This is a genomic window from Providencia sp. wls1922 (assembly GCF_009706505.1).
GTDB lineage: Bacteria > Pseudomonadota > Gammaproteobacteria > Enterobacterales > Enterobacteriaceae > Providencia > Providencia lanzhouensis.
In genome coordinates this window covers 1-18,971 of the sequence record NZ_WLUG01000116.1, presented here as the reverse complement: position 1 = coordinate 18,971, position 18,971 = coordinate 1, and the positions used below count along the sequence as shown (strand labels likewise).

The window sequence follows — 18,971 nt, the reverse complement described above, 5'->3', positions numbered from 1 at the left end:
GGATGGCAGTTCATGAATAACATTGTGAACTGCCTTTCGTGATGACAAAGGTATCCAGTAGCAAAAGAGTCGCATGATGATTGAAAACGGTATTGTTCCTAAGCGGAAAAAAACAGTGTTACAGACCATAAAATCCGTCTGTTTGGTTGCGGCAGTGGCGGTCACATTAAATGGCTGTGCACATATTAAGCCACGCCCGCTGGTGGACACACAAACCAGTGCAGTACCGACTGCACCACAGCACCCGCTCCTAACGGTGCTATTTTTCAAAGTGCTCAACCTGCTTACTACGGCTACCAGCCGCTATTTGAAGACAGAAGACCACGTAACGTTGGCGACATCTTAACGATCAACCTACAAGAGAACGTGAGTGCGAGTAAAAACTCGTCGGCAAATGCAAACCGTAGCGGAAAAACCGGATTTTTGGCAGCGATTCTGCCTGGATTTATGCAAGGTTGGTTAGGCGGTAGCAACACAGAAATTGATGTGAAGGGAAACAGCGATTTTAACGGTAAAGGTGGCGCAAATGCCAACAATACCTTTAAAGGCACAATTACAGTGACCGTTGACCAGTTATTAGCAAATGGCAATTTGCATGTCGTGGGTGAAAAACGCATTGCGATTAATCAGGGAACGGAATCTATTCGTTTCTCCGGCGTGGTGAACCCGCGCACGATTGGCGCAGATAACAATGTAAGTTCCACGCAAGTGGCTGATGCTCGGATTGAATACGTTGGTGATGGCTATATTAACGAATCCCAAACAATGGGGTGGTTACAGCGTTTCTTCTTAAATGTATCCCCTTACTAAGTGAATATCCGTCAGCTAATAGCCGAGAAAAATCAATGAAAAACAAATTATTCGTTCTCATTTCATTTGTTTGCCTTTTCGGGAGCCTATTTGTTGCTCCTGCCTACAGCGAACGAATTAAAGATCTCACCACAGTACAAGGGGTGAGAGATAACCCATTAATTGGTTATGGTTTAGTGGTTGGATTGGATGGAACGGGTGACCAAACCATGCAAACGCCCTTTACCACTCAAAGCTTAAATAACATGTTGTCCCAAATGGGCATTACCGTTCCACCAGGCACCAACATGCAGCTGAAAAACGTTGCCGCAGTTATGGTCACGGCGAAGATGCCGCCATTTGGTCGCTCTGGTCAATCGGTGGATGTTGTTGTTTCCTCAATGGGTAACGCAAAAAGCTTACGTGGTGGAACCTTGCTGATGACCCCATTAAAAGGGGTTGATGGGCAAATTTACGCGATGGCGCAAGGTAACGTTTTAGTGGGCGGCGCAGGGGCTAGCGCGGGTGGAAGCAGTGTAAAAGTCAATCAGCTTAATGGTGGGCGTATTACGGATGGTGCAACGATTGAGCGTGAACTGGCCAGTAGCTTTGGGCAAAGTGGTGCTATCAACCTGCAACTTAACGAAGACAGTTTCGCATTAGCGCAAGACATTTCAGATGCGATTAACCGTCTGGGTGGAATGGGTTCAGCACGCGCATTAGATTCACGAACTGTTCAACTACTCGTTCCTGCAAATAACACGGACCAAGTCCGCTTTTTATCACGAGTTCAAGAGCTGAACGTGCGCACACCGATGGCAGAAGCCAAAGTTATCCTGAATTCACGCACTGGCTCTGTGGTGATCAACCGCAGTGTTACCTTAGACAGTTGTGCGGTCGCGCACGGTAGCTTAGCTGTTACGGTTGACCGTCAAACCCAAGTTAACCAACCGAATACGCCATTTGCTGGTGGACAAACGGTGGTCACTCGTAACACAAATATTGGCGTGAAAGAGCAAGGTGGGGCGCTACAGAAAGTGAATGCAAGCGTTCAGCTTAACCAAGTTATCCAAGCGCTCAATACGTTAGGGGCAACGCCAACAGACTTGATGTCTATTCTGCAAGCGATGGAAAGTGCTGGCTGCTTACGTGCGAAATTGGAGATCATCTAATGAGCGATATGCAGTTATTACAAGGGGCTGCGTATGATGTCCAGTCGCTCACCAGTTTAAAAGGCGAATTAAACAAATCGCCAGAACAAGGGCTGCGTCAAGTGACGCAGCAACTGGAAGCGACATTTGTGGAAATGATGCTCAAGAGTATGCGTTCAGCATTACCGCAGGATGGCATGTTTTCCAGTGACCAAACGCGCATGATGACCAGTATGTACGACCAGCAAATTGCCCAAGATCTTGCCCAAAAAGGGCTTGGTTTTGGGGAAATGATGTATCAGCAACTGACCCGTGACCAATCGCCAAGTTCACCTGCACAAGGCGCTTTTATGCCACTCAATGAGCAGGATCTACAATCGTTACCGCCGTTTGCTTTAGAGCAAATGGTACGACGATTCGCTCCTGCCATGGGGGATGCACTGGCATCGCCATTTAAGCAAATCAAATCCTTATCACTCAATAGCAGCAATTTTATCAATCAACTGATTGAGCCTGCTAAAAATGCCAGTGAAAAAAGCGGTATTTCTCATTTCTTAATTCTGGCGCAAGCGGCATTAGAAAGCGGTTGGGGAAAACGCGAAATTTTGACGGCGGAAGGCAAAACCAGCCATAACTTATTCGGTATTAAAGCGGGTAAAAATTGGCAAGGACCGGTCACGAATATTATGACCACGGAAGTGATCAACGGCAAAACTATCAAAATGCGCGATGATTTTCGTGTTTATGGTTCCTATGAAGAGGCGATTTCCGACTATATCAGCCTGTTAACGGAAAATCCTCGCTATAAAGACGTTAAACACGCCGCAACCCCTGAAATTGCCGCACGTCGACTTCATAAAGCGGGATATGCGACTGACCCCGGATATTCAGACAAACTGATCACGTTAATTAACCAGATTCGTGGTTCGGGCAGTGTGGCGAATACCTCGGCGTCACGGGCTATTCAAGCTTATAACATCGACTTAAACGATATCTTTTAAAGTGTCGCAATAAATCAAAGTTTGCGCTAAACATTTGCGCCAATTTTCCGATAAATAAATAAGTGAAAAATTTTGAGTGGCTAGCGCTGAGATTGAGTCAGCCAATCAAAGCGCTCAGTCCCAAGAATAGGAAAAGCTTATGCTGAACAATGTAATGAATAATGCGCTCAGTGGTGTGAACGCTGCGCAAGGCGGGTTAAGTGTTATTTCTAACAACTTAGCGAACGCCGGCGTAGGTTACTATCACCGCCAAAGTGCTGTTTTCGGGGAGAATCCCGGTACGATGACACCTAATGGTTATTTTGGTAACGGCACCTATTTCAGCCATGTTCGCCGTGAGTTTGATGAATTTGTTAATGCGCAATATAGCCAATCCCGCGCGCGTAGCGGTGATTTCGAAGCGTATGTGAAAAACTGCAACAAAGTTGATGATTTGCTGACAAACGATGTCGAAGACTTGTCTGGTAGCATCGGAAGCTTCTTTACTGCGCTGGATGCAGCTAGCAGTGATGCGAGCGACAAAACGCTGCTTGATGTTTTCTTAGGTCAATCCAACGCGTTAGTTTCTCAATTCAAAGAAGCTGATAAGCAACTGCAAGAGATGGAACGTGATATCAACCGCCAAATTGAAAATAAGGTGAAAGATATCAACATCTACGCAGAAAAAATTGCGGGATTAAACCAACAAATCGCGCGCGTGCGCTCCGTCAGCGGTTCAGAGCCTAATGACCTGCTGGATGTGCGTGACCGCTTAGTGAATGAAGTTAACTCGCTAGTTGGCGTTAAAGTTATCGAGCAAAATGGTAACTACAACGTGACCTTTGCCAACGGTTTACCGTTAGTCACGGGCGAAAAAGCTAACCGCTTAGAAGCGGTGCCATCTTCAAAAGATGACAGCCGTTTTAGTATTGGTTTTGTGGGTGCGAATGACCAAGTTCGTGAAATCCCTGACGAAGCGTTCAAAGGCGGTGAATTGAGCGGTATTTTGCGTTCACGCCAAGAAGTGCTCGACCCTGCTTATCAAAAAATCAATAAATTAGCGTTAGTTTTCGCGACTAAATTTAATGAAATTCATCAAAAAGGCTTTGACTCTAATGGCGAAACTGGCAAAGACTTTTTCGCGATTGGTAAAGGCTCTGTGGTCAGCAACACCTACAATACCGGCAAAACTGACTTTGACCTGAGTTACAGCGATGTTTCTCAAGTGACGGGCAAAAACTATGAAATGCGTTTTGATGGCGGCAAATGGAATGTGACCCGTTTACCGGATGGCGTTGACGTCAAAGTTGATACTAGCACTCCAGGCTCACTGAAATTTGAAGGTATTGAACTCAAAATCACGACCAATTCTCCTGCACAAGGAGATACTTTCGTCGTTAAACCGATGAATGGCGTGATTAACAGTATGTCAACGCTAGTGACGGATTCTTCGCAGTTTGCAAAAGCCGGCAGCAAAGATGGTGGCCCAGGAGACAACGAAAACATCAAAGAGTTAGTTAAGCTGCAAGATCAAAAACTGATTGATGGTGGCTCGACGTTCTCTGATTTTTACGCAACATTAGTCAATGATGTGGGAAGCCGCACTAAGCAAGCGCAAATTGATTCTGAAACCCAGAATAAAATGACCGAAAGTTTCTATCGCCAAGAGCAAGAAATTTCAGGGGTCAACATGAATGAAGAGAGCATTCAGATGCAAAAAATTCAGCAATTCTTTAATGCTAATGCTCAGGTATTAAAGACGGTTGATGATTTATTCAATGCATTAATGCGTGCGTTCTAATTAATTAAAAATACTGGGTTTTAATCAGAATTTAATAAGGATTTAAGCGATGCGTTTAAGTACCAATATGATTTTCCATCAACGCTTGCAGGACATGAATAGCGCCCAATCTCGTTGGATGGAGGCAGGGAGCCAAATAGCTTCAGGACACCGCGTAAATAAGCCTTCGGATGACCCGCAAGCGTCATCCCAAGCCGTGCGTATTAACCAGTCTGAAAACCGTAACCAGCAGTATGTGACCAGCCGTGGTTTCGCTAAAACTGGTATGACGCTGCAAATGAGTATTCTGACTCAAATGACGGATGTCACGACGCAAATCGATACTACTATCATTCAAGCCTCTAACCAAGGTGCTCTGAGTGATAAAGACCGAAACTCACTGGCTGAGCAACTGACTGGTCTAAAAGATCAATTGGTTGCACTGGGTAACACCACCGACGGTAATGGTCGCTATATTTTTGCAGGTTTTAAATCCGATAAGCCGCCATTTGAAATTGATGCTGACGGTGAGGTGCTGTATCACGGTGGCGATAAGCCTATCACTCAGAACGTCGCGAGTGAGCGTGAAATGACTACCTATTTCACAGGCGCACAAGTGTTTGAAACTGATGGTGCGGGTATGGTCAATGTGTTTAAAGCATTGAACGAAGGCATCAAAGCGCTGGGCATTCCACAAGAAAATGCACCGCAAGCGGATTTAGATAGAGCGCAAGCGGGTATGGACACGGCTAACCGTGGTATCAAAGCGGCATTGGATCAAATTTCCAATATCGAAGCGAAGCAGGGTTTGCAGCTGCAAGAAATTGATAAACTTGATTTCTTAGCGGATACCCGTTCAATCCAGAATTCGGCACGTAAAAGTGAGTTGTTAGAGACTAACTGGACCGCAGCCACAACGGATTATTATAAAGAGAAGGCGATGTTCCAAGCTTCTCAAGATATTTTCAAAGATCTAAACAGCATGTCATTATTTGGTGGCCGTTAATTGATTTTTACCGCACCCTGTAGCAGTGGCATGTGTATCGGGTGCGGGTTTTCTTCTGAGATTATTTTCAATTTTCCCTTCTGATTTTTCTCGCCTAATTTTTTAGCGTTTGAATATCTATATTCCAATCTATATTTCCGCTTTTCTCGTTCGAAATAACAGAGTTTATTTTTCTGTTGTTGGCTTATAGTATTTGTCACGATGAATTTGACCTTTGTTTTTGTTATTTAATAAACAAGCTACTGTTGTTCACTGCTGTGTAGGCAGCTTAGAAACAGAGTAATTGGCTGCGAGAGCGAGAACGGATATTCACTGCCGTACAGGCAGTTTAGGAAAGTCATGCAGCAGCGCAGCTAGACGAGTTAATTTTCACTGCCATACAGGCAGCTTAGATGTATAAATATAAAAAACATGAATAGCGCATCCAGTTAATTACCCGATATAACTTTTTTATATTTATCACCATAGAACGTATTTTATCCCTTACGGAGGATATTCTTGATTTATCCCCTATAAGGGATAATTTTCTTTTATCTCTTGCGGGGATAAAAAATGACTATGTCGGAGGTAAAATGAAAATAACAACTCCCGTTATGCTATCTACTACAATTCGTGAACATCGTAAAAAAAGTAAATTGACTCAGGCAGAAATTGCTGAACTAGTGGGAATTAAGCAGGCCACGGTCTCTGATTTTGAAAGCAAACCGGAGTCAACAAGACTTGGAACGTTATTTAAAATTCTTGCCTCCTTAGAATTGGAGCTTCGTGTCGTAGAGCGAGGTTCAACATTAAGTGAAGACCTAGGCTGGAACAGGGAATGGTAAGTGTCGAGAATTCAAACATTGTTGTTGCTATGAATGGCGACCCTATAGAAATAGGGTAAAACGGACTGAAATTAATATTCCCTCAGTAATTGATGATGAGAAAATTTAATAATTATTAACAGTATGGTTAATGTATAGAAAATAAATATTCTTTGATGAAGAATTAAATGGATTTTAATTTTTATTAAGCTATGAGATTCTGGCTTGGTTCAGTTTTCAACATATTGTTAAAGTTAGAAGATTGAGCAGCATTTTCTTCATAATCTTCAATGATAGTATACATGATTTCTACTAGTGGATTGTCAGGATCATTTTCAATTAAGTGTCCTATTAATTTGATTGTATGCTCGTAATTTTGGCGAGAGTAACGTGTACCAATAACAGGGTAAATTAATTGATTAATAAATATAGTGATTCTATTTAACATCATAAATATGTTCCCTAATTTAATGGTTATATCGGAAAGCGCTAATTTTAAGTGAAATAAATCTAGCAATATTTATTATTTTTTTTTCAAACTAAAATTTTAGATTCGTTTTTATATGTAAATTAAAGGTGATTTAATGTTATGTCATTTTAATAAAAATTCAAAATTTATCAAACTAACTAATTATGCTTTATTTCAATATTTTTGGAGGAAGAAATGAAAACGCATGCTGAGTTACATAGTGAATGGATACAAGATCCAGAATATCGCAGAGCTTACGAAATAGAAGAGCGAAGTAATACGTCGGTGGAGATAGTTATATTAGAGCTAGAAGACGAAAATGACTTTTTTGAAAGCTAGTAGATTGAGTAAAATGAATGGCTAACATTAATTGAGTGACCTGCTGCTTAGAAGTCCGTAGGTCATATCAAACCCACAAATTAAACATCAACGACAGCTGCTCAAACGCTTGATGGATCAGGCGTTCTGTATAGCGTGGTAGGATAGAAATAATCAGCCCCAACATACTGATACCGATAGTTAATGTAAGGGGGAAACCTACCACAAACACCGATAACTGCGGCGTCATTCGGTTTAGAATACCGAGGGACAAGTTGAGAATTAAAAACAGTGTAATAAACGGCAGGGCGAGCATTAACCCATTGATAAAAATGGTATTAGCAAATTGCAAAAACACCCAAAAACCATCGCGGTGAAGAGGAGCAGTTTGGATAGGGATCAGCTCAAATGAGTTTGTCAGAATATAAATCAGCCACAAATGCCCATCGAACGACAAAAACAGCAGCAGCGTGATTAAATTTAAAATTCGTCCGAGGATCGGCATATTGGGACCGCCAGTCGGGTCAAAGAACGTCGCGAATGACAATCCCATCTGTAAACCAATCACTTCCCCCGCATGACGTACCGCGGCGAAAGCCATCTGCATGGTTAATCCCATGGCGGCACCAATCACGATTTGTTGTACACACACCCATAATCCCATCGCTGAAAATAGTGGAATGGTTGCGACAGGCAATTGTGGAGAAATGACTAAAACGGTAAAAAATGCGAGGGCGATACGTACCTTACTGATAGCCTGTTTTTCATTAAAAAACGGGGCGGTACCAAACAGGGCTAACAGGCGAACAAAAGGATAAAAACCTTGGCTTAACCATAGCGTGAGGGTTTCGCTGGTAATGGTTAACATGATCAGCCAATGATAAACGGTAAGTTACTAAACAATGTGCGGATATAGTCCGTAAGCAGGTTTAGCATCCAAGGTCCCGCGATGATTAATACCGCAATTACCGATAAAATCTTAGGAATAAACGACAATGTCATTTCGTTTACTTGGGTAGCCGCTTGTAGCAGGCTGATAATTAAACCCGCTGCTAGAGCAGCTAACAGCAAAGGCGCCGCCAGCATCAATGCGATTTTCATCGCTTCCGTTCCCATTGCCATTACAGATTCAGGTGTCATATGTGCTCCTAATTAAAAAAGCTTTGGGAAAGGGAACCGAGTAGTAACTGCCAGCCATCGACTAACACAAATAGCATTAGCTTAAACGGCAATGAAACCGTTGCAGGTGGCACCATCATCATCCCCAACGCCATCAATACGCTGGCAACCACTAAGTCGATAATCAAAAATGGGATAAAGATAGTAAAACCAATCTGGAATGCCGTTTTTAGCTCACTGGTAATAAACGCCGGAATTAAAATGCGCATTGGCACATCTTTGGCCTCTTGGATATCACCCACTTTGGCGATACGCGCAAACAGCGCTAAATCAGATTCCCGAGTTTGCCCTAGCATAAAGGTACGCAGTGGCGCAGTGCCTTTTTCTAATGCGGTTTCTAGGCTAATTTTATCTTCGCTAAAAGGTTGATATGCCTCGCGATAAACCTGATCGGCAACCGGGGACATCACAAAGAATGTGAGAAATAAAGCTAAGCCCAATAAGACTTGGTTTGGTGGCGCTGACGGTGTACCTAGGGCGTTACGGAGTAACCCTAATACGATGATAATACGGGTAAAACTGGTCATCATCAGTAACATTGCAGGGATAAAACCCAGCAAGGTTAAAAACAGTAACGTTTGAACGGGCAACGACCAGGATTGACCACCATCGGCCAATGTATGGCTGATCACGGCAGGCAATGCCGCAGAGGCAGATTGTGGCAGAACAAGTAACAGAGCGCTGATAATGACAGCAGGTTTTAAAGGTGACATGGGCGCTTCCGGTTACTGTTTTTCAGGTGCCACAGCGTTAGCAGCATCCTGTTTTTTCTTGAAAATCGACTGAAACGTTAACGGTTCAGAGGCAAAGTTCACAACATCATTTTCTAGTGGTGCAGGGTACTGGTGCAGCAAATTCACGGATTGTGATGTGACGCCCAGCACTAAATATTCGTTATTCACTTCCACCACGACAACGCGCTCTTTGCCACTCAGAGTACAACGACCTTTCACATTAATCAGTTGCTGCTTAACAAGCGGATTACGTCCAAACCCAAATGTCTTAAACAGCCATGCACCCAGTAAGATCAGTAAAATGATCCCGCCAAGTGCCCCTGAAATCTGTGCTAAGCTATCATTTTGGTTGATAGCTTGTGCAGAGTTACCTTCGCTGCTGACGGTGCTGGTCAAAAAAGGCTTTTGAGTGTGCGCCGAATCAATCTGTGAAGCTGGTGTCTGCAAGGATGCCTCGGTTTGCAAAGGTGTGGCTGTTTCGTCAGACATTTTTAACGGCTCAAGCGGCGCATACGTTCTGATGGTGTGATGATGTCAGTGATACGAATACCATAATTGTCAGACACCACGACCACTTCACCTTGGGCAATTAAATAGCCGTTGATCAGGATATCCAATGGTTCACCGGCTAAGCCATCTAAAGAAACCACAGAACCTTGAGACAGGCTCAGCAATTTTTTAATCGTCATCTTGGTGCGACCCAGTTCCACCGATAGGCGAACTGGAATATCCATGATCATATCGACATCAGATAATTGATTTAATGGATTTTGTCCGTCGAAATTATCAAAATTTTGCATACCTGCGGAGGCGGATTCCGCTTGTTTTTGCTGTTCCAGCGCCTCAGCCCACAGATCCTCTTCATTGTGGTTGGTTGATGCATCAAGAGAATTCTTCGCCTCACTCATTGGTACTTTCCTCATCTAGAGTGTTTAAAACAGGATTAATCAAATGTTCCACACGCAGCGCATACTGGCCGTTTTGGGTACCGTATTGACTGGTTAATACTGGCACGCCATCAACATTGACGATAAGACGGTCAGGTTTCTCGATAGGGAGCACATCCCCTTTTTGCAATTGCAGTAAGCGAGAAATACGCAGCGGGACCTCAACCAAATTGGCAATCAGTTCAAGTTCTGAACGTTTTACTTGCGTGACTAAATTGGTTACCCACGCTTCATTTTCTTGATGCCCTTGCTCCATTGGTGGGTTAATTAACCGTTCACGCAATGGTTCAATCATGGCAATAGGAATACAGATACTGAACTCACCGACGGTATTACCAATTTCCACTAAGAACGGGGTTGTCACCACGATATCGTTCGGGGAAGTGGTGATGTTGGTGAATTTAACTTGGATTTCAGAACGCACATACTCGACTTCCACGTCAGCAATTGGCTTCCATGCATCACGGTAAGCGCCTAAAGCCAGCTTCAGCATACGGTTGATAATACGTTGTTCTGTATTGGTAAATTCTTTGCCTTCAGAACGGACAGGGAATCGACCATCTCCCCCAAACAGGTTATCCACGGCGATATACACTAACGCAGGTTCGAAAGTGAACAATGCGGTACCGCGAAGCGGTGGCATATGGATCAAGTTCAGGTTGGTTGGAACTGGCAAGTTACGCGCAAATTCATGATAAGGTTCGATTTTGATGGCGCCAACCGTGATATCCGGGCTCCGGCGCAACATGTTAAACAACCCCATACGAAACTGACGGGCAAAACGCTCATTAATAATTTCCAAGGACTGCATACGTTCGCGAAATACCCGACGTTGGGTATTCGGGTCATAAGGGCGAACGTTGTCTTTGCCTTGAAGATCCGTGGATGGCTGCTCGCTTGATGGCGCGTCATCATTGAGTAGCGCATCAATTTCAGCCTGAGATAAAATATTATCGCTCATGGGTCTTATCGCAGAATAAAAGTAGTAAATAACACGTCTGAAATATCCTGATCGGTATCGCCTGGGATCAGGGTAGGGGTGAGTGTCCCCTTAATATCTTTCATTAATTGCAACTTACCCTCGTTAGTGCCCATGTTTTTAGATTGCTGTTCTGACAGCAATAACAGTAGGCGGCTACGCACTTCTGGTAGGTATTCATGAAGTTGCTTACGCGACTTTTCATTCGCTAGACGTAAGGTGATGTGGATATAGAGCACGCGATCTGCCGCATTGTTTACCCCTGGCAGGTTAACGGTAAACGGTTCTAACTCCATAAAAATCGGTTGAGGCATATTTGGGCGTTTTTCTTCCCCATTCGCAGTCTCCTGCGCCTCTTGTTTTGTCGTCCACCAGCTGTAACCACCGAAACCTGCACCGGCTAAGGCGATGAGGGCAAACAGTAAAATTAACCCTTTGTTCGAACGTTTAGATTGATTGCGTGAAGACGACATGTTGCAAAATTCCTGTTGTAAATGCCAAACCCATACGGAGTTTTATACTTTATGATCTCTAGCATTATCCCTAGATTGGGAAGAGTTAAAGGAGTGAAAAACGAAACAAAAAGGCGGTAACTCGACGCTTTAGACCTGAAATTACCGCCATTAGATTATTTCTTAGGCAAAGGTATTAATTCCACCTTGATGTGTTGGCAATTTAACCCCACTCACGCTGGCATGAGATTCACTGATACCAACCGTGCCCATTGTTGGATGGGTTGGCTGAATTTGCCCATCATGTTGGCGAGATTGCTGTTCCGCGTTTGATTGACCGCTAAAATTATCTTGCCCCACAGAGCCTTGCGCTAAATGAATACCACTTTCCTGCAATGCACTGCGCAGGACTGGCATCATGCTTTCCATTGCAGCACGAACATGGCTATGTGGAGAAACAAAGTGCATCACGGCTTGATTATCTTCGATACGTAAATGCACATTTAGGGAACCTAACTCTTCAGGATGTAAGCGAATTTGCGCTTGAGAAACCCCTTGGCGAGAGAAAAACAGCATTTGTTGGCTAAGTTGTTGTTGCCAAGCTTCAGTACCAAATGGCGCAGCAAGGTTCATGGTTGGCGTTGGCATTGCAGGCGTTGCCGTTGGCATTGGTGTGGCAGATGGTGTCGCCATAATACCGGCTACATGCGTTACAGAAGGCGTCGCTGTATTGTTAAATGCGCTGCTTTCAGTTTGAACACTAAAAGCCCCTTTAGCACTGTTTTGAAGATTCTGGGTATTTTCAGCCGTTGCACTGGCGATTTGTGACAATGATTCTGTGCCTGGCGCTTTTTTACCGAGCGACATCGCATCTTGATTCAGATCTTTCGTTGGGATTGTGCGTGGATTATCCAGCGCAAATAGCGCCTGGTCACGACGTTCACCCACTTCTTTTTTGCTCATTAAAGCGAGTGTCGGTTCATCAGCTTCCCCGGCAAGCTGCAATTGTGCTCCAGCCAAGGTTTTATCATCAAATGGCGCCACGTTACGTGCCACATCTGTCAGTTGTTGCAGTGTTTGAGTGAACGGAGTTGCAGAGGGTTTCTCCGCACTGATTTGTGGGTTAGCGGCCGCTTGAATACGCTCATCCATGGCTTGTTTTAATTGGCTAATTAAGGCGTGTTCCTCGCTTTGTTTACCCGTTAATAGCTCCGCTTGTAGTGGTGATTGTGCATTGAGGTCACGGCGGAAATTCAGCTGCGCTAAGGTATTTTCAGCTTGTTGTTTTTGAGTTAACTGATTTTCTGTGGTCGCGATTTTGTCCGTTGCTAATGGCGCGTCAGTGGATTTTTCTGAGGCGGCAGTGGCTGCATCAGATTGTTTTTGCTCACTGATCTGTTGATTCAAAGGCGTTTCGTTAGCAGTGCCATTAAGCGTTGGGGCGCTATCACTATTTTTTTCTGGTAATTGCTGGTTTTCAAGAACTGCCTGAAAGGGTACGGCAGGTGCTTGATTTTCATCAATCTGCTTGTCTCGCGGCTGTTCCTTCGCGGAGTTAGCGGTAGGGGGGACCGGTAACAGGTTTGCATTGACGTCCATTTATTGGGTTCTCCGTAAAGTCGCGCGTTGAGCAAATTCATCCATCTGTTTCTGCTCTAAGCGATTTTGACGTTGGCTTTGAGTGTGTTCTGCACGCTGGATCAAGGTATCGAACGCATTGACGCGTTGCTGTTTTTCTTGCCAATGACGATTGGCGTCACTGACACGTTGTTCCCAGAGCGTTAACTGTTGCTGTTGCTGCTCAATAGTTAGCTCCAAGGTCACAAGAAATTGCTGATAGTTTTGCCATTTGTCCGAGTCCATGCCCGTGTGCAATGTTTGGTTTAATTTCTGCCGATATTCCGACTGATAGTTTTCCAACATGTGCAATTGCTCCGCCATTTGCGTGTGCGTTTGGCGGACTTGAGCAAGGACTTTAGCCGCTTCCTCTGAGGCATCTTCTGCTAAGCTCAGTAAGGTCGCTAATGCATGACTATTGGACATCGCATTCCTCGTTATTCATTGGGAACAACATGAGCCAGTTGTTCACAAGCGGTTTGATAATCACAACGTTCATCAATATCTTGCTGTAAAAACTTCGACATTCTTGGGTAATACTGAATTGCGGTATCGAGCATTGGGTCGCTGCCCATGGCATAAGCGCCGACGTTAATCAGGTCACGGTTGCGTTGATAGCTGGATGTGAGCTGTTTAAAGCGCTGGATCTTGCGATAATGTTCTTTAGCGATAAGCTCCGTCATTGCACGGCTAATGGATGCTTCAATATCAATGGCAGGGTAGTGCCCAGATTCTGCCAATGAGCGTGACAGAACAATGTGCCCATCTAAAATAGCGCGAGCGGAGTCGGCAATCGGGTCTTGTTGGTCATCCCCTTCGGTCAATACAGTATAAAAGGCTGTAATCGAACCGCCGTTTTTACCATTACCAGCACGCTCAACCAATGCAGGTAATTTCGCAAACACTGATGGTGGATAGCCTTTGGTTGCCGGAGGTTCACCGACAGCAAGCGCGATTTCACGCTGTGCCATGCTGTAGCGCGTGAGTGAATCCATGATAAGCAATACGCTTTTGCCTTGATCACGGAAATATTCTGCGATGCGGGTAGCGTAAGATGCCCCTTGCATTCTCAGTAACGGTGAAACATCAGCCGGCGCGGCGACGACAACGGCACGGCGTAACCCTTCAGCACCTAAGATATTTTCAATAAAGTCTTTAACTTCGCGCCCACGCTCACCGATCAACCCAACGACAATAATGTCCGCTTGAGTGAAACGCGCCATCATGCCGAGTAAGACGCTTTTACCGACGCCAGAGCCTGCAAACAGCCCCATACGTTGACCGCGGCCGACAGTTAACAGCGAGTTAATCGCTCGTACTCCCACATCTAAAATATCGTGAATTGGTGTACGCTCTAGCGGGTTGATGGATGGCGTGATTAGCGGCGCCCGTTGTTTGGTTTCCAGTGGTCCTTTGCCATCTAATGGAGTGCCTTGGGCATCTAATACGCGCCCAAGTAATTCATTGCCGAGTGGCAGCAGGCGACTCGTTTGTCCGTCTTCTCCCGAAGTTTGCGCATACACGCGCGCCCCCGGGGAAATACCTTCGAGGTCGGAGAGCGGCATCAACAACATGCGAGGGCCGTTAAAGCCAACCACTTCGCAGACAACTTCGTCAGTGCCACCATTAATAATGCGTTCGATATAGCAGGTGGCGCCTAAAGGCATCTTAATGCCTTCGGCTTCCATCACGAGACCTGTAATTTTGGTCAAACGTCCATAGCGGCGTACCATCGGAATGCCTTTCATGCGTGACTCTAAGTCATCAAGAGACGCTATCCAACGGCCGAGTCTCGCAGTCATGACAAGCTCTCCGGTGCATACAGGCGGCATAATTCTTGCCAGCGAGTGGCTACGGTCATATCAATTTCACCATCTTCAGCGACCACGCGACAGCCACCCATATGCAGGCTTGGGTCGGCGACTAAGCGCCAGCCATTCAAGTCTAACAATGAGCCTAAGTGTTGTTCGATAAGCGCCACATGATTCGGGTTCACATGCAGTTCAGGCTGGCTCGCAAATATTGGTTTTTGTTGCATTAAATGGCTAATTTCTTCTAATAGCGCGGTACCATCGCACACAGTAGATTGCCCCAACACTTGCTTCGCGGCAGTTAGCGCGATTTGCAGTAATTTGGTGGTAACGACGGTGTCAAAAGTATCTAGCGAATAGTGAAATTCTGATAACAGTTTCTGCCATGTTTCAATCACCGGTTGCTGAAGGGCGAGGGCTTGCTCGCTCCCTTGCTGCTCACCAGAACGTAAGCCTTCCGTAAAACCAGCTTGATAACCTTCTTTTTGACCTTTTTCAAAGCCTTGTTGAAAGCCCGTTTTCTGGGCATCCTCTTTGATGTTATCCAGCAAGTTGATCTGCTCGAGCACTTCTTTTGGCTCTAAGCAGGGGACTTTCGGCGTGTTTGGCTCAGGAACGTCATTCAACGGCGGAATAGCCGATGAATTCAGATCCCATTGATTAAGTTCCCGTAACTGCCAAGGCTGCCACTGCTGATTATTTTTGGATGTATTAGACATACACGTCGTCTCCACCACCAATCGCGATTTCGCCTTTCTCCATTAAGCGGCGAACAATCATCAGAATAGCCTTCTGTTCGGTTTCCACTTGTGACATACGGACTGGTGCTCGAGATTCCAGGTCGTCGCGAACAATCTCGGCTGCACGCGCTGCCATATTGTTGAGGAAATGGTCGCGTAGAGCTTGGTTGCTGCCTTTGAGGGCAATAACCAGCGAGTCGGTAGACACGTCTTGCAGAATGCGCTGAATACTGCGGTTGTCCACTTCGATAAGATTTTCGAATAGGAACATTTCGTCGATAATGCGCTGAGCCAGCTCACCATCGTAATCACGCATGGCATCGATAACGCTTTCTTCTTGCTGATTTTTCATCAGGTTGATAATTTCTGCCGCGGTTCTTATGCCACCCATTTTGCTGCGTTTGAGGTTCTGACCGTCTAGCAGGTTGTTCAGAACTTCGGTCAGCTCAGCTAATGCGGCTGGCTGAACACCACCAAATGTTGCGATACGCAGCATAATGTCGTTACGCTGACGCTCTTCGAACAGTTCTAAAACATCGGCCGCTAAGTTGCGTTTTAAGTGAACCAAGATTGTGGCGATGATTTGTGGATGCTCGTCGCGAATAATATCGGCAACCGTTTGTGGCTCCATATAGTTGAGGCTTTCGATACCCGAGGTGGTCTCTTGCTTCTCGAAAATATCTTCCAACAGGCTGGCAGCACGTTCTTCCCCAAGGGCTTTGACCAACACCGAACGCAGATAGTCGTTGGTGTTGATATTTAAGGCGGCAAACTGAATTGCCGACTCTTCAAACTCGGTGAGCACTTCCGCCAGTTCGTTGTTGGAGATTTGGCGCATGTTGGACACCGCCATACTCAATTGCTGAACTTCTTTGGGATTCAGGTGCTTAAACACTTCAGCTGCCTGATCTTCGCCGAGTGTCATCAACATCACGGCGCTTTTTTCTGTTCCAGTTAAATTCATTGGGATTTTCCTAACCACTGACGGATAACCATTGCCACAACTTGTGGGTCTTTCTCTGCCATTTCACGAATACGCTGGCTTTGAATTTCAGCGCTAACACGTTGGCGAGTAAGACGGCGACGGGTTTTCTCGTCCATATCTTCACTAATTTCTTCTTCCACCACGAACGGCGCTTTAACTTGAGATGCATTGGCAATGGACATTTCAGCATCAATTTGCGCTTGTTGGGCTTTGCGATATTTCACCCACTGAGGTTTGATACCAAAGCGCCACATAAACCACGCAATCAACGCAATCAGCAAGATTTTGCCGTAATCTAAAGCTTGACCAATCACCTGTGGGTTATTCAATAACGATGGCTCTTCAACCACTGGCGTATCGTCAGTAAATAAGGAGTTAGTGATATTGATGGAGTCGCCACGCTGCGCAGAATAGCCCATCGCTTCACGGGTTAATGCATCAATTTGCTGTAACATTTCCGGTGGGAGCGGCTTCATTTCTGGACCTTTCTCACCTTCTTGGGATTGGTAATTGACGATCACCGCAACAGACAGTCGGTCAACGACACCAATTTGGCGCTGTGTGTGACTGATTTTGCGATCCACTTCGTAGTTTGTGGTTTCATCACGCTGAGTATTGAGAGTACCATTACGGGTATTCCCTGCGGTTTTTCCATCGGTGCTTTCTTTATTAGCATCAATCGGTGCGCTTGGTGCACTAACAGGTTGATTAGATAAGGCACCCGGTACGCCACTTGGACCGCCATTACTGTTTTGTAGGCTTTCGCTATTCTGGCGAGAACGTACCGCAGCGGCATCAGGAGTTTGATTTGGTTTGTACTCTTCAGAAGTCTGCTCAACTTTTGAAAAATCCATTTGCGCGGTGACTTGCGCGTGAATATTGGCACGACCGACTAATGGCGACAGAATATCTTCAATGCGCTCTTTAAGATGAGCCTCCATCTCTTTGGTCATTTTGATTTGTGTGCTATTGGCAGATTGTTGGCTGTTGTCGTTGTTGGTCAGCAGGCGACCCGTTTGATCGACAATGATCACGTTGGCGGCAGTTAAGCCGGTCACGCTGCTGGAAACCATGTGAACGATAGCGCTGATTTGCCCTTCATCCAACATTCTGCCTGGCAATAAACCGACAGTGACCGAGGCGGTCGGCAGTTTTTGTTCACGGACAAATAAGGTTGGTTTAGGGATAGCCAAATGGACTCGGGCGCTTTGAACGGGGCTGAGGGATTCGATGGTACGAGACAGCTCGCCTTCAAGGGCGCGCTGATAGTTGATTTGCTCACTAAATTGGCTGATACCAAATTGTTCTTTATCAAGCAGTTCAAAACCGGTATTGCCACCTTTCGGTAAACCTGATTGCGCCAGTTTCAAACGTAATTCATGGACTTTATCAGCAGGCACAAGAATAGCGCTGCCATTATCCGCGATTTGATAAGGGACGTTCATCTGGGTCAATTGACCGACAATATCGCCACCATCTTTTGCACTCAGATTACTCAGTAGCACACGGTAGTCAGGGCTACGAAACCAGAGGAGCAGGGCGACAATAATAGATATCGCAGCAGCACCGGCAATAATTAATGGTATTTTAGGGTCGGCTTTGATGCTTTCGATCAGTGAGGCAAAACCTTTTTTGGCCTCCCCCGTATCTTTAGATGCGGTACTCATAAATATTCCCTGCTATGCAAACTAAACGGATGAATATACGTTTGGTGAAACAATCTTATTTCCCTCTTCGTAACCTCATTTTTTTACGCTGCTATTATTTATTGTCTTGATGCAATCTAATGACGGAATCAGCCTATAATTTTGGTGTTATTTATCGGCTTCAAGTAAAAAACGGTGTGGTAGGGTAGGCAAACTAAAATTCGTGACGGCAATTTTTTGCTCAACTTATCGACTAACCGAAGAGAACAGAATGACGATTCAAGCGATTGAAGGGGTGGTTTCCCAATTAAATGTGGTGGCAACTCAAGCGGCACATAATACCAAACCCGTTGTAGAGCCGGTGGGTTTTGCCGATCATTTAGTGGCATCCGTGAACCAAATCAATGAAACCCGTGTACAATCTGCGCAGAAAGTGCAAGATTTTACCCTCGGTAAGCCGGATGTTTCATTAAATGATGTGATGGTCGATATGCAAAAAGCCAGCTTGAGCCTACAAATGGGCATTCAGGTGCGTAATAAGCTGGTAGCAGCGTATCAAGAGATCATGTCAATGCCAGTGTGATT

The 18,971-nt window shown here is 45.2% G+C and carries 21 protein-coding genes and 1 pseudogene; 8 read left to right on the top strand and 14 right to left on the bottom strand.

Annotated elements, in window-relative coordinates:
- The first annotated feature begins 76 nt into the window (after window positions 1-76).
- From GKR71_RS18325 to GKR71_RS18300, 6 genes and pseudogenes are all read left to right on the top strand, one after another.
- A pseudogene (locus tag GKR71_RS18325) lies at window positions 77-810 on the top strand (flagellar basal body L-ring protein FlgH).
- Window positions 811-845: 35 nt separating this feature from the next.
- A complete protein-coding gene (locus GKR71_RS18320; protein WP_036951445.1) occupies window positions 846-1,961 on the top strand; it encodes a flagellar basal body P-ring protein FlgI in 1,116 nt (371 codons plus the stop codon).
- Window positions 1,961-2,941 carry a flagellar assembly peptidoglycan hydrolase FlgJ gene (flgJ, locus tag GKR71_RS18315; RefSeq protein WP_036951441.1) on the top strand — a complete coding sequence of 327 codons (981 nt, stop codon included), beginning with the start codon at window positions 1,961-1,963 and terminating at the stop codon, window positions 2,939-2,941. The genes GKR71_RS18320 and flgJ overlap by 1 nt, the downstream gene beginning before the upstream one ends.
- Window positions 2,942-3,080: 139 nt before the next feature.
- The gene (gene flgK / locus GKR71_RS18310) at window positions 3,081-4,721 is read left to right on the top strand and encodes a flagellar hook-associated protein FlgK (RefSeq protein ID WP_036951438.1); all 1,641 of its coding nucleotides are present in this window, start codon (window positions 3,081-3,083) and stop codon (window positions 4,719-4,721) included.
- 49 nt (window positions 4,722-4,770) lie between these two features.
- Entirely contained in the window at window positions 4,771-5,706 is a 936-nt protein-coding gene (gene flgL / locus GKR71_RS18305; protein WP_036951436.1) for a flagellar hook-associated protein FlgL, read from the top strand.
- Window positions 5,707-6,278: 572 nt separating this feature from the next.
- The gene (locus GKR71_RS18300; protein WP_154600295.1) at window positions 6,279-6,530 is read left to right on the top strand and encodes a helix-turn-helix domain-containing protein; all 252 of its coding nucleotides are present in this window, start codon (window positions 6,279-6,281) and stop codon (window positions 6,528-6,530) included.
- Window positions 6,531-6,714: 184 nt separating this feature from the next.
- Here GKR71_RS18300 and GKR71_RS18295 read toward each other — a convergent pair whose 3' ends face one another.
- The gene (locus GKR71_RS18295; RefSeq protein WP_154600294.1) at window positions 6,715-6,960 is read right to left on the bottom strand and encodes a hypothetical protein; all 246 of its coding nucleotides are present in this window, start codon (window positions 6,958-6,960) and stop codon (window positions 6,715-6,717) included.
- Between the two features lie 213 nt (window positions 6,961-7,173).
- Here GKR71_RS18295 and GKR71_RS20470 point away from each other — a divergent pair, with 213 nt between their 5' ends.
- Window positions 7,174-7,317, top strand: coding sequence for a hypothetical protein (locus GKR71_RS20470; RefSeq protein ID WP_195848038.1), 144 nt, complete (start codon window positions 7,174-7,176; stop codon window positions 7,315-7,317).
- Window positions 7,318-7,384: 67 nt separating this feature from the next.
- Here the strand turns inward: GKR71_RS20470 and fliR are convergent, their stop codons facing one another.
- From fliR to fliF, 13 genes are all read right to left on the bottom strand, one after another.
- Window positions 7,385-8,164 carry a flagellar biosynthetic protein FliR gene (gene fliR / locus GKR71_RS18290; RefSeq protein ID WP_036951417.1) on the bottom strand — a complete coding sequence of 260 codons (780 nt, stop codon included), beginning with the start codon at window positions 8,162-8,164 and terminating at the stop codon, window positions 7,385-7,387.
- A 2-nt stretch (window positions 8,165-8,166) separates the two neighbouring features.
- Complete coding sequence (gene fliQ, locus GKR71_RS18285) at window positions 8,167-8,436, bottom strand: flagellar biosynthesis protein FliQ (RefSeq protein ID WP_036951410.1); 270 nt, start codon at window positions 8,434-8,436, stop codon at window positions 8,167-8,169.
- A gap of 8 nt (window positions 8,437-8,444) precedes the next feature.
- The gene (gene fliP / locus GKR71_RS18280; protein WP_036951405.1) at window positions 8,445-9,188 is read right to left on the bottom strand and encodes a flagellar type III secretion system pore protein FliP; all 744 of its coding nucleotides are present in this window, start codon (window positions 9,186-9,188) and stop codon (window positions 8,445-8,447) included.
- 12 nt (window positions 9,189-9,200) lie between these two features.
- Window positions 9,201-9,698, bottom strand: a complete 498-nt coding sequence (locus GKR71_RS18275) for a FliO/MopB family protein (RefSeq protein ID WP_154634670.1) — start codon at window positions 9,696-9,698, stop codon at window positions 9,201-9,203.
- 2 nt (window positions 9,699-9,700) lie between these two features.
- A complete protein-coding gene (fliN, locus tag GKR71_RS18270) occupies window positions 9,701-10,117 on the bottom strand; it encodes a flagellar motor switch protein FliN (protein WP_036951399.1) in 417 nt (138 codons plus the stop codon).
- Window positions 10,110-11,117: a flagellar motor switch protein FliM gene (fliM, locus tag GKR71_RS18265; RefSeq protein WP_154634669.1), complete on the bottom strand. Its 1,008-nt coding sequence runs from the start codon at window positions 11,115-11,117 to the stop codon at window positions 10,110-10,112. Before fliM ends, fliN begins: the two co-directional genes overlap by 8 nt.
- Window positions 11,118-11,122: 5 nt before the next feature.
- Window positions 11,123-11,608 (bottom strand): flagellar basal body-associated protein FliL, encoded by a 486-nt coding sequence (fliL, locus tag GKR71_RS18260; RefSeq protein ID WP_036951392.1) that lies wholly within the window; start codon window positions 11,606-11,608, stop codon window positions 11,123-11,125.
- A gap of 162 nt (window positions 11,609-11,770) precedes the next feature.
- Window positions 11,771-13,186 carry a flagellar hook-length control protein FliK gene (locus GKR71_RS18255; RefSeq protein ID WP_154634668.1) on the bottom strand — a complete coding sequence of 472 codons (1,416 nt, stop codon included), beginning with the start codon at window positions 13,184-13,186 and terminating at the stop codon, window positions 11,771-11,773.
- Complete coding sequence (gene fliJ / locus GKR71_RS18250) at window positions 13,187-13,630, bottom strand: flagellar export protein FliJ (RefSeq protein WP_036951388.1); 444 nt, start codon at window positions 13,628-13,630, stop codon at window positions 13,187-13,189.
- Window positions 13,631-13,641: 11 nt separating this feature from the next.
- A complete protein-coding gene (gene fliI, locus GKR71_RS18245) occupies window positions 13,642-15,006 on the bottom strand; it encodes a flagellar protein export ATPase FliI (protein ID WP_036951385.1) in 1,365 nt (454 codons plus the stop codon).
- Window positions 15,003-15,734 carry a flagellar assembly protein FliH gene (gene fliH / locus GKR71_RS18240; RefSeq protein ID WP_036951383.1) on the bottom strand — a complete coding sequence of 244 codons (732 nt, stop codon included), beginning with the start codon at window positions 15,732-15,734 and terminating at the stop codon, window positions 15,003-15,005. The genes fliI and fliH overlap by 4 nt, the downstream gene beginning before the upstream one ends.
- On the bottom strand, window positions 15,727-16,719 hold the full coding sequence (fliG, locus tag GKR71_RS18235; protein ID WP_006657530.1) for a flagellar motor switch protein FliG: 993 nt from the start codon (window positions 16,717-16,719) through the stop codon (window positions 15,727-15,729). The genes fliH and fliG overlap by 8 nt, the downstream gene beginning before the upstream one ends.
- Window positions 16,716-18,407 (bottom strand): flagellar basal-body MS-ring/collar protein FliF, encoded by a 1,692-nt coding sequence (gene fliF, locus GKR71_RS18230; protein ID WP_154634667.1) that lies wholly within the window; start codon window positions 18,405-18,407, stop codon window positions 16,716-16,718. Before fliF ends, fliG begins: the two co-directional genes overlap by 4 nt.
- Window positions 18,408-18,657: 250 nt before the next feature.
- Between fliF and fliE the strand changes: the two genes are divergently transcribed.
- On the top strand, window positions 18,658-18,969 hold the full coding sequence (fliE, locus tag GKR71_RS18225) for a flagellar hook-basal body complex protein FliE (RefSeq protein ID WP_036951378.1): 312 nt from the start codon (window positions 18,658-18,660) through the stop codon (window positions 18,967-18,969).
- Window positions 18,970-18,971: the final 2 nt, after the last annotated feature.

Excerpts from the sequence above, each read along its gene's own strand:
- GKR71_RS18320 (WP_036951445.1), top strand. The coding sequence starts at position 846 with ATGAAAAACAAATTATTCGTTCTCATTTCATTTGTTTGCCTTTTCGGG.
- flgJ (WP_036951441.1), top strand. The coding sequence starts at position 1,961 with ATGAGCGATATGCAGTTATTACAAGGGGCTGCGTATGATGTCCAGTCG.
- flgK (WP_036951438.1), top strand. The coding sequence starts at position 3,081 with ATGCTGAACAATGTAATGAATAATGCGCTCAGTGGTGTGAACGCTGCG.
- flgL (WP_036951436.1), top strand. The coding sequence starts at position 4,771 with ATGCGTTTAAGTACCAATATGATTTTCCATCAACGCTTGCAGGACATG.
- GKR71_RS18300 (WP_154600295.1), top strand. The coding sequence starts at position 6,279 with ATGAAAATAACAACTCCCGTTATGCTATCTACTACAATTCGTGAACAT.
- GKR71_RS18295 (WP_154600294.1), bottom strand. The coding sequence starts at position 6,960 with ATGATGTTAAATAGAATCACTATATTTATTAATCAATTAATTTACCCT.
- GKR71_RS20470 (WP_195848038.1), top strand. The coding sequence starts at position 7,174 with ATGAAAACGCATGCTGAGTTACATAGTGAATGGATACAAGATCCAGAA.
- fliR (WP_036951417.1), bottom strand. The coding sequence starts at position 8,164 with ATGTTAACCATTACCAGCGAAACCCTCACGCTATGGTTAAGCCAAGGT.
- fliQ (WP_036951410.1), bottom strand. The coding sequence starts at position 8,436 with ATGACACCTGAATCTGTAATGGCAATGGGAACGGAAGCGATGAAAATC.
- fliP (WP_036951405.1), bottom strand. The coding sequence starts at position 9,188 with ATGTCACCTTTAAAACCTGCTGTCATTATCAGCGCTCTGTTACTTGTT.
- GKR71_RS18275 (WP_154634670.1), bottom strand. The coding sequence starts at position 9,698 with ATGTCTGACGAAACAGCCACACCTTTGCAAACCGAGGCATCCTTGCAG.
- fliN (WP_036951399.1), bottom strand. The coding sequence starts at position 10,117 with ATGAGTGAGGCGAAGAATTCTCTTGATGCATCAACCAACCACAATGAA.
- fliM (WP_154634669.1), bottom strand. The coding sequence starts at position 11,117 with ATGAGCGATAATATTTTATCTCAGGCTGAAATTGATGCGCTACTCAAT.
- fliL (WP_036951392.1), bottom strand. The coding sequence starts at position 11,608 with ATGTCGTCTTCACGCAATCAATCTAAACGTTCGAACAAAGGGTTAATT.
- GKR71_RS18255 (WP_154634668.1), bottom strand. The coding sequence starts at position 13,186 with ATGGACGTCAATGCAAACCTGTTACCGGTCCCCCCTACCGCTAACTCC.
- fliJ (WP_036951388.1), bottom strand. The coding sequence starts at position 13,630 with ATGTCCAATAGTCATGCATTAGCGACCTTACTGAGCTTAGCAGAAGAT.
- fliI (WP_036951385.1), bottom strand. The coding sequence starts at position 15,006 with ATGACTGCGAGACTCGGCCGTTGGATAGCGTCTCTTGATGACTTAGAG.
- fliH (WP_036951383.1), bottom strand. The coding sequence starts at position 15,734 with ATGTCTAATACATCCAAAAATAATCAGCAGTGGCAGCCTTGGCAGTTA.
- fliG (WP_006657530.1), bottom strand. The coding sequence starts at position 16,719 with ATGAATTTAACTGGAACAGAAAAAAGCGCCGTGATGTTGATGACACTC.
- fliF (WP_154634667.1), bottom strand. The coding sequence starts at position 18,407 with ATGAGTACCGCATCTAAAGATACGGGGGAGGCCAAAAAAGGTTTTGCC.
- fliE (WP_036951378.1), top strand. The coding sequence starts at position 18,658 with ATGACGATTCAAGCGATTGAAGGGGTGGTTTCCCAATTAAATGTGGTG.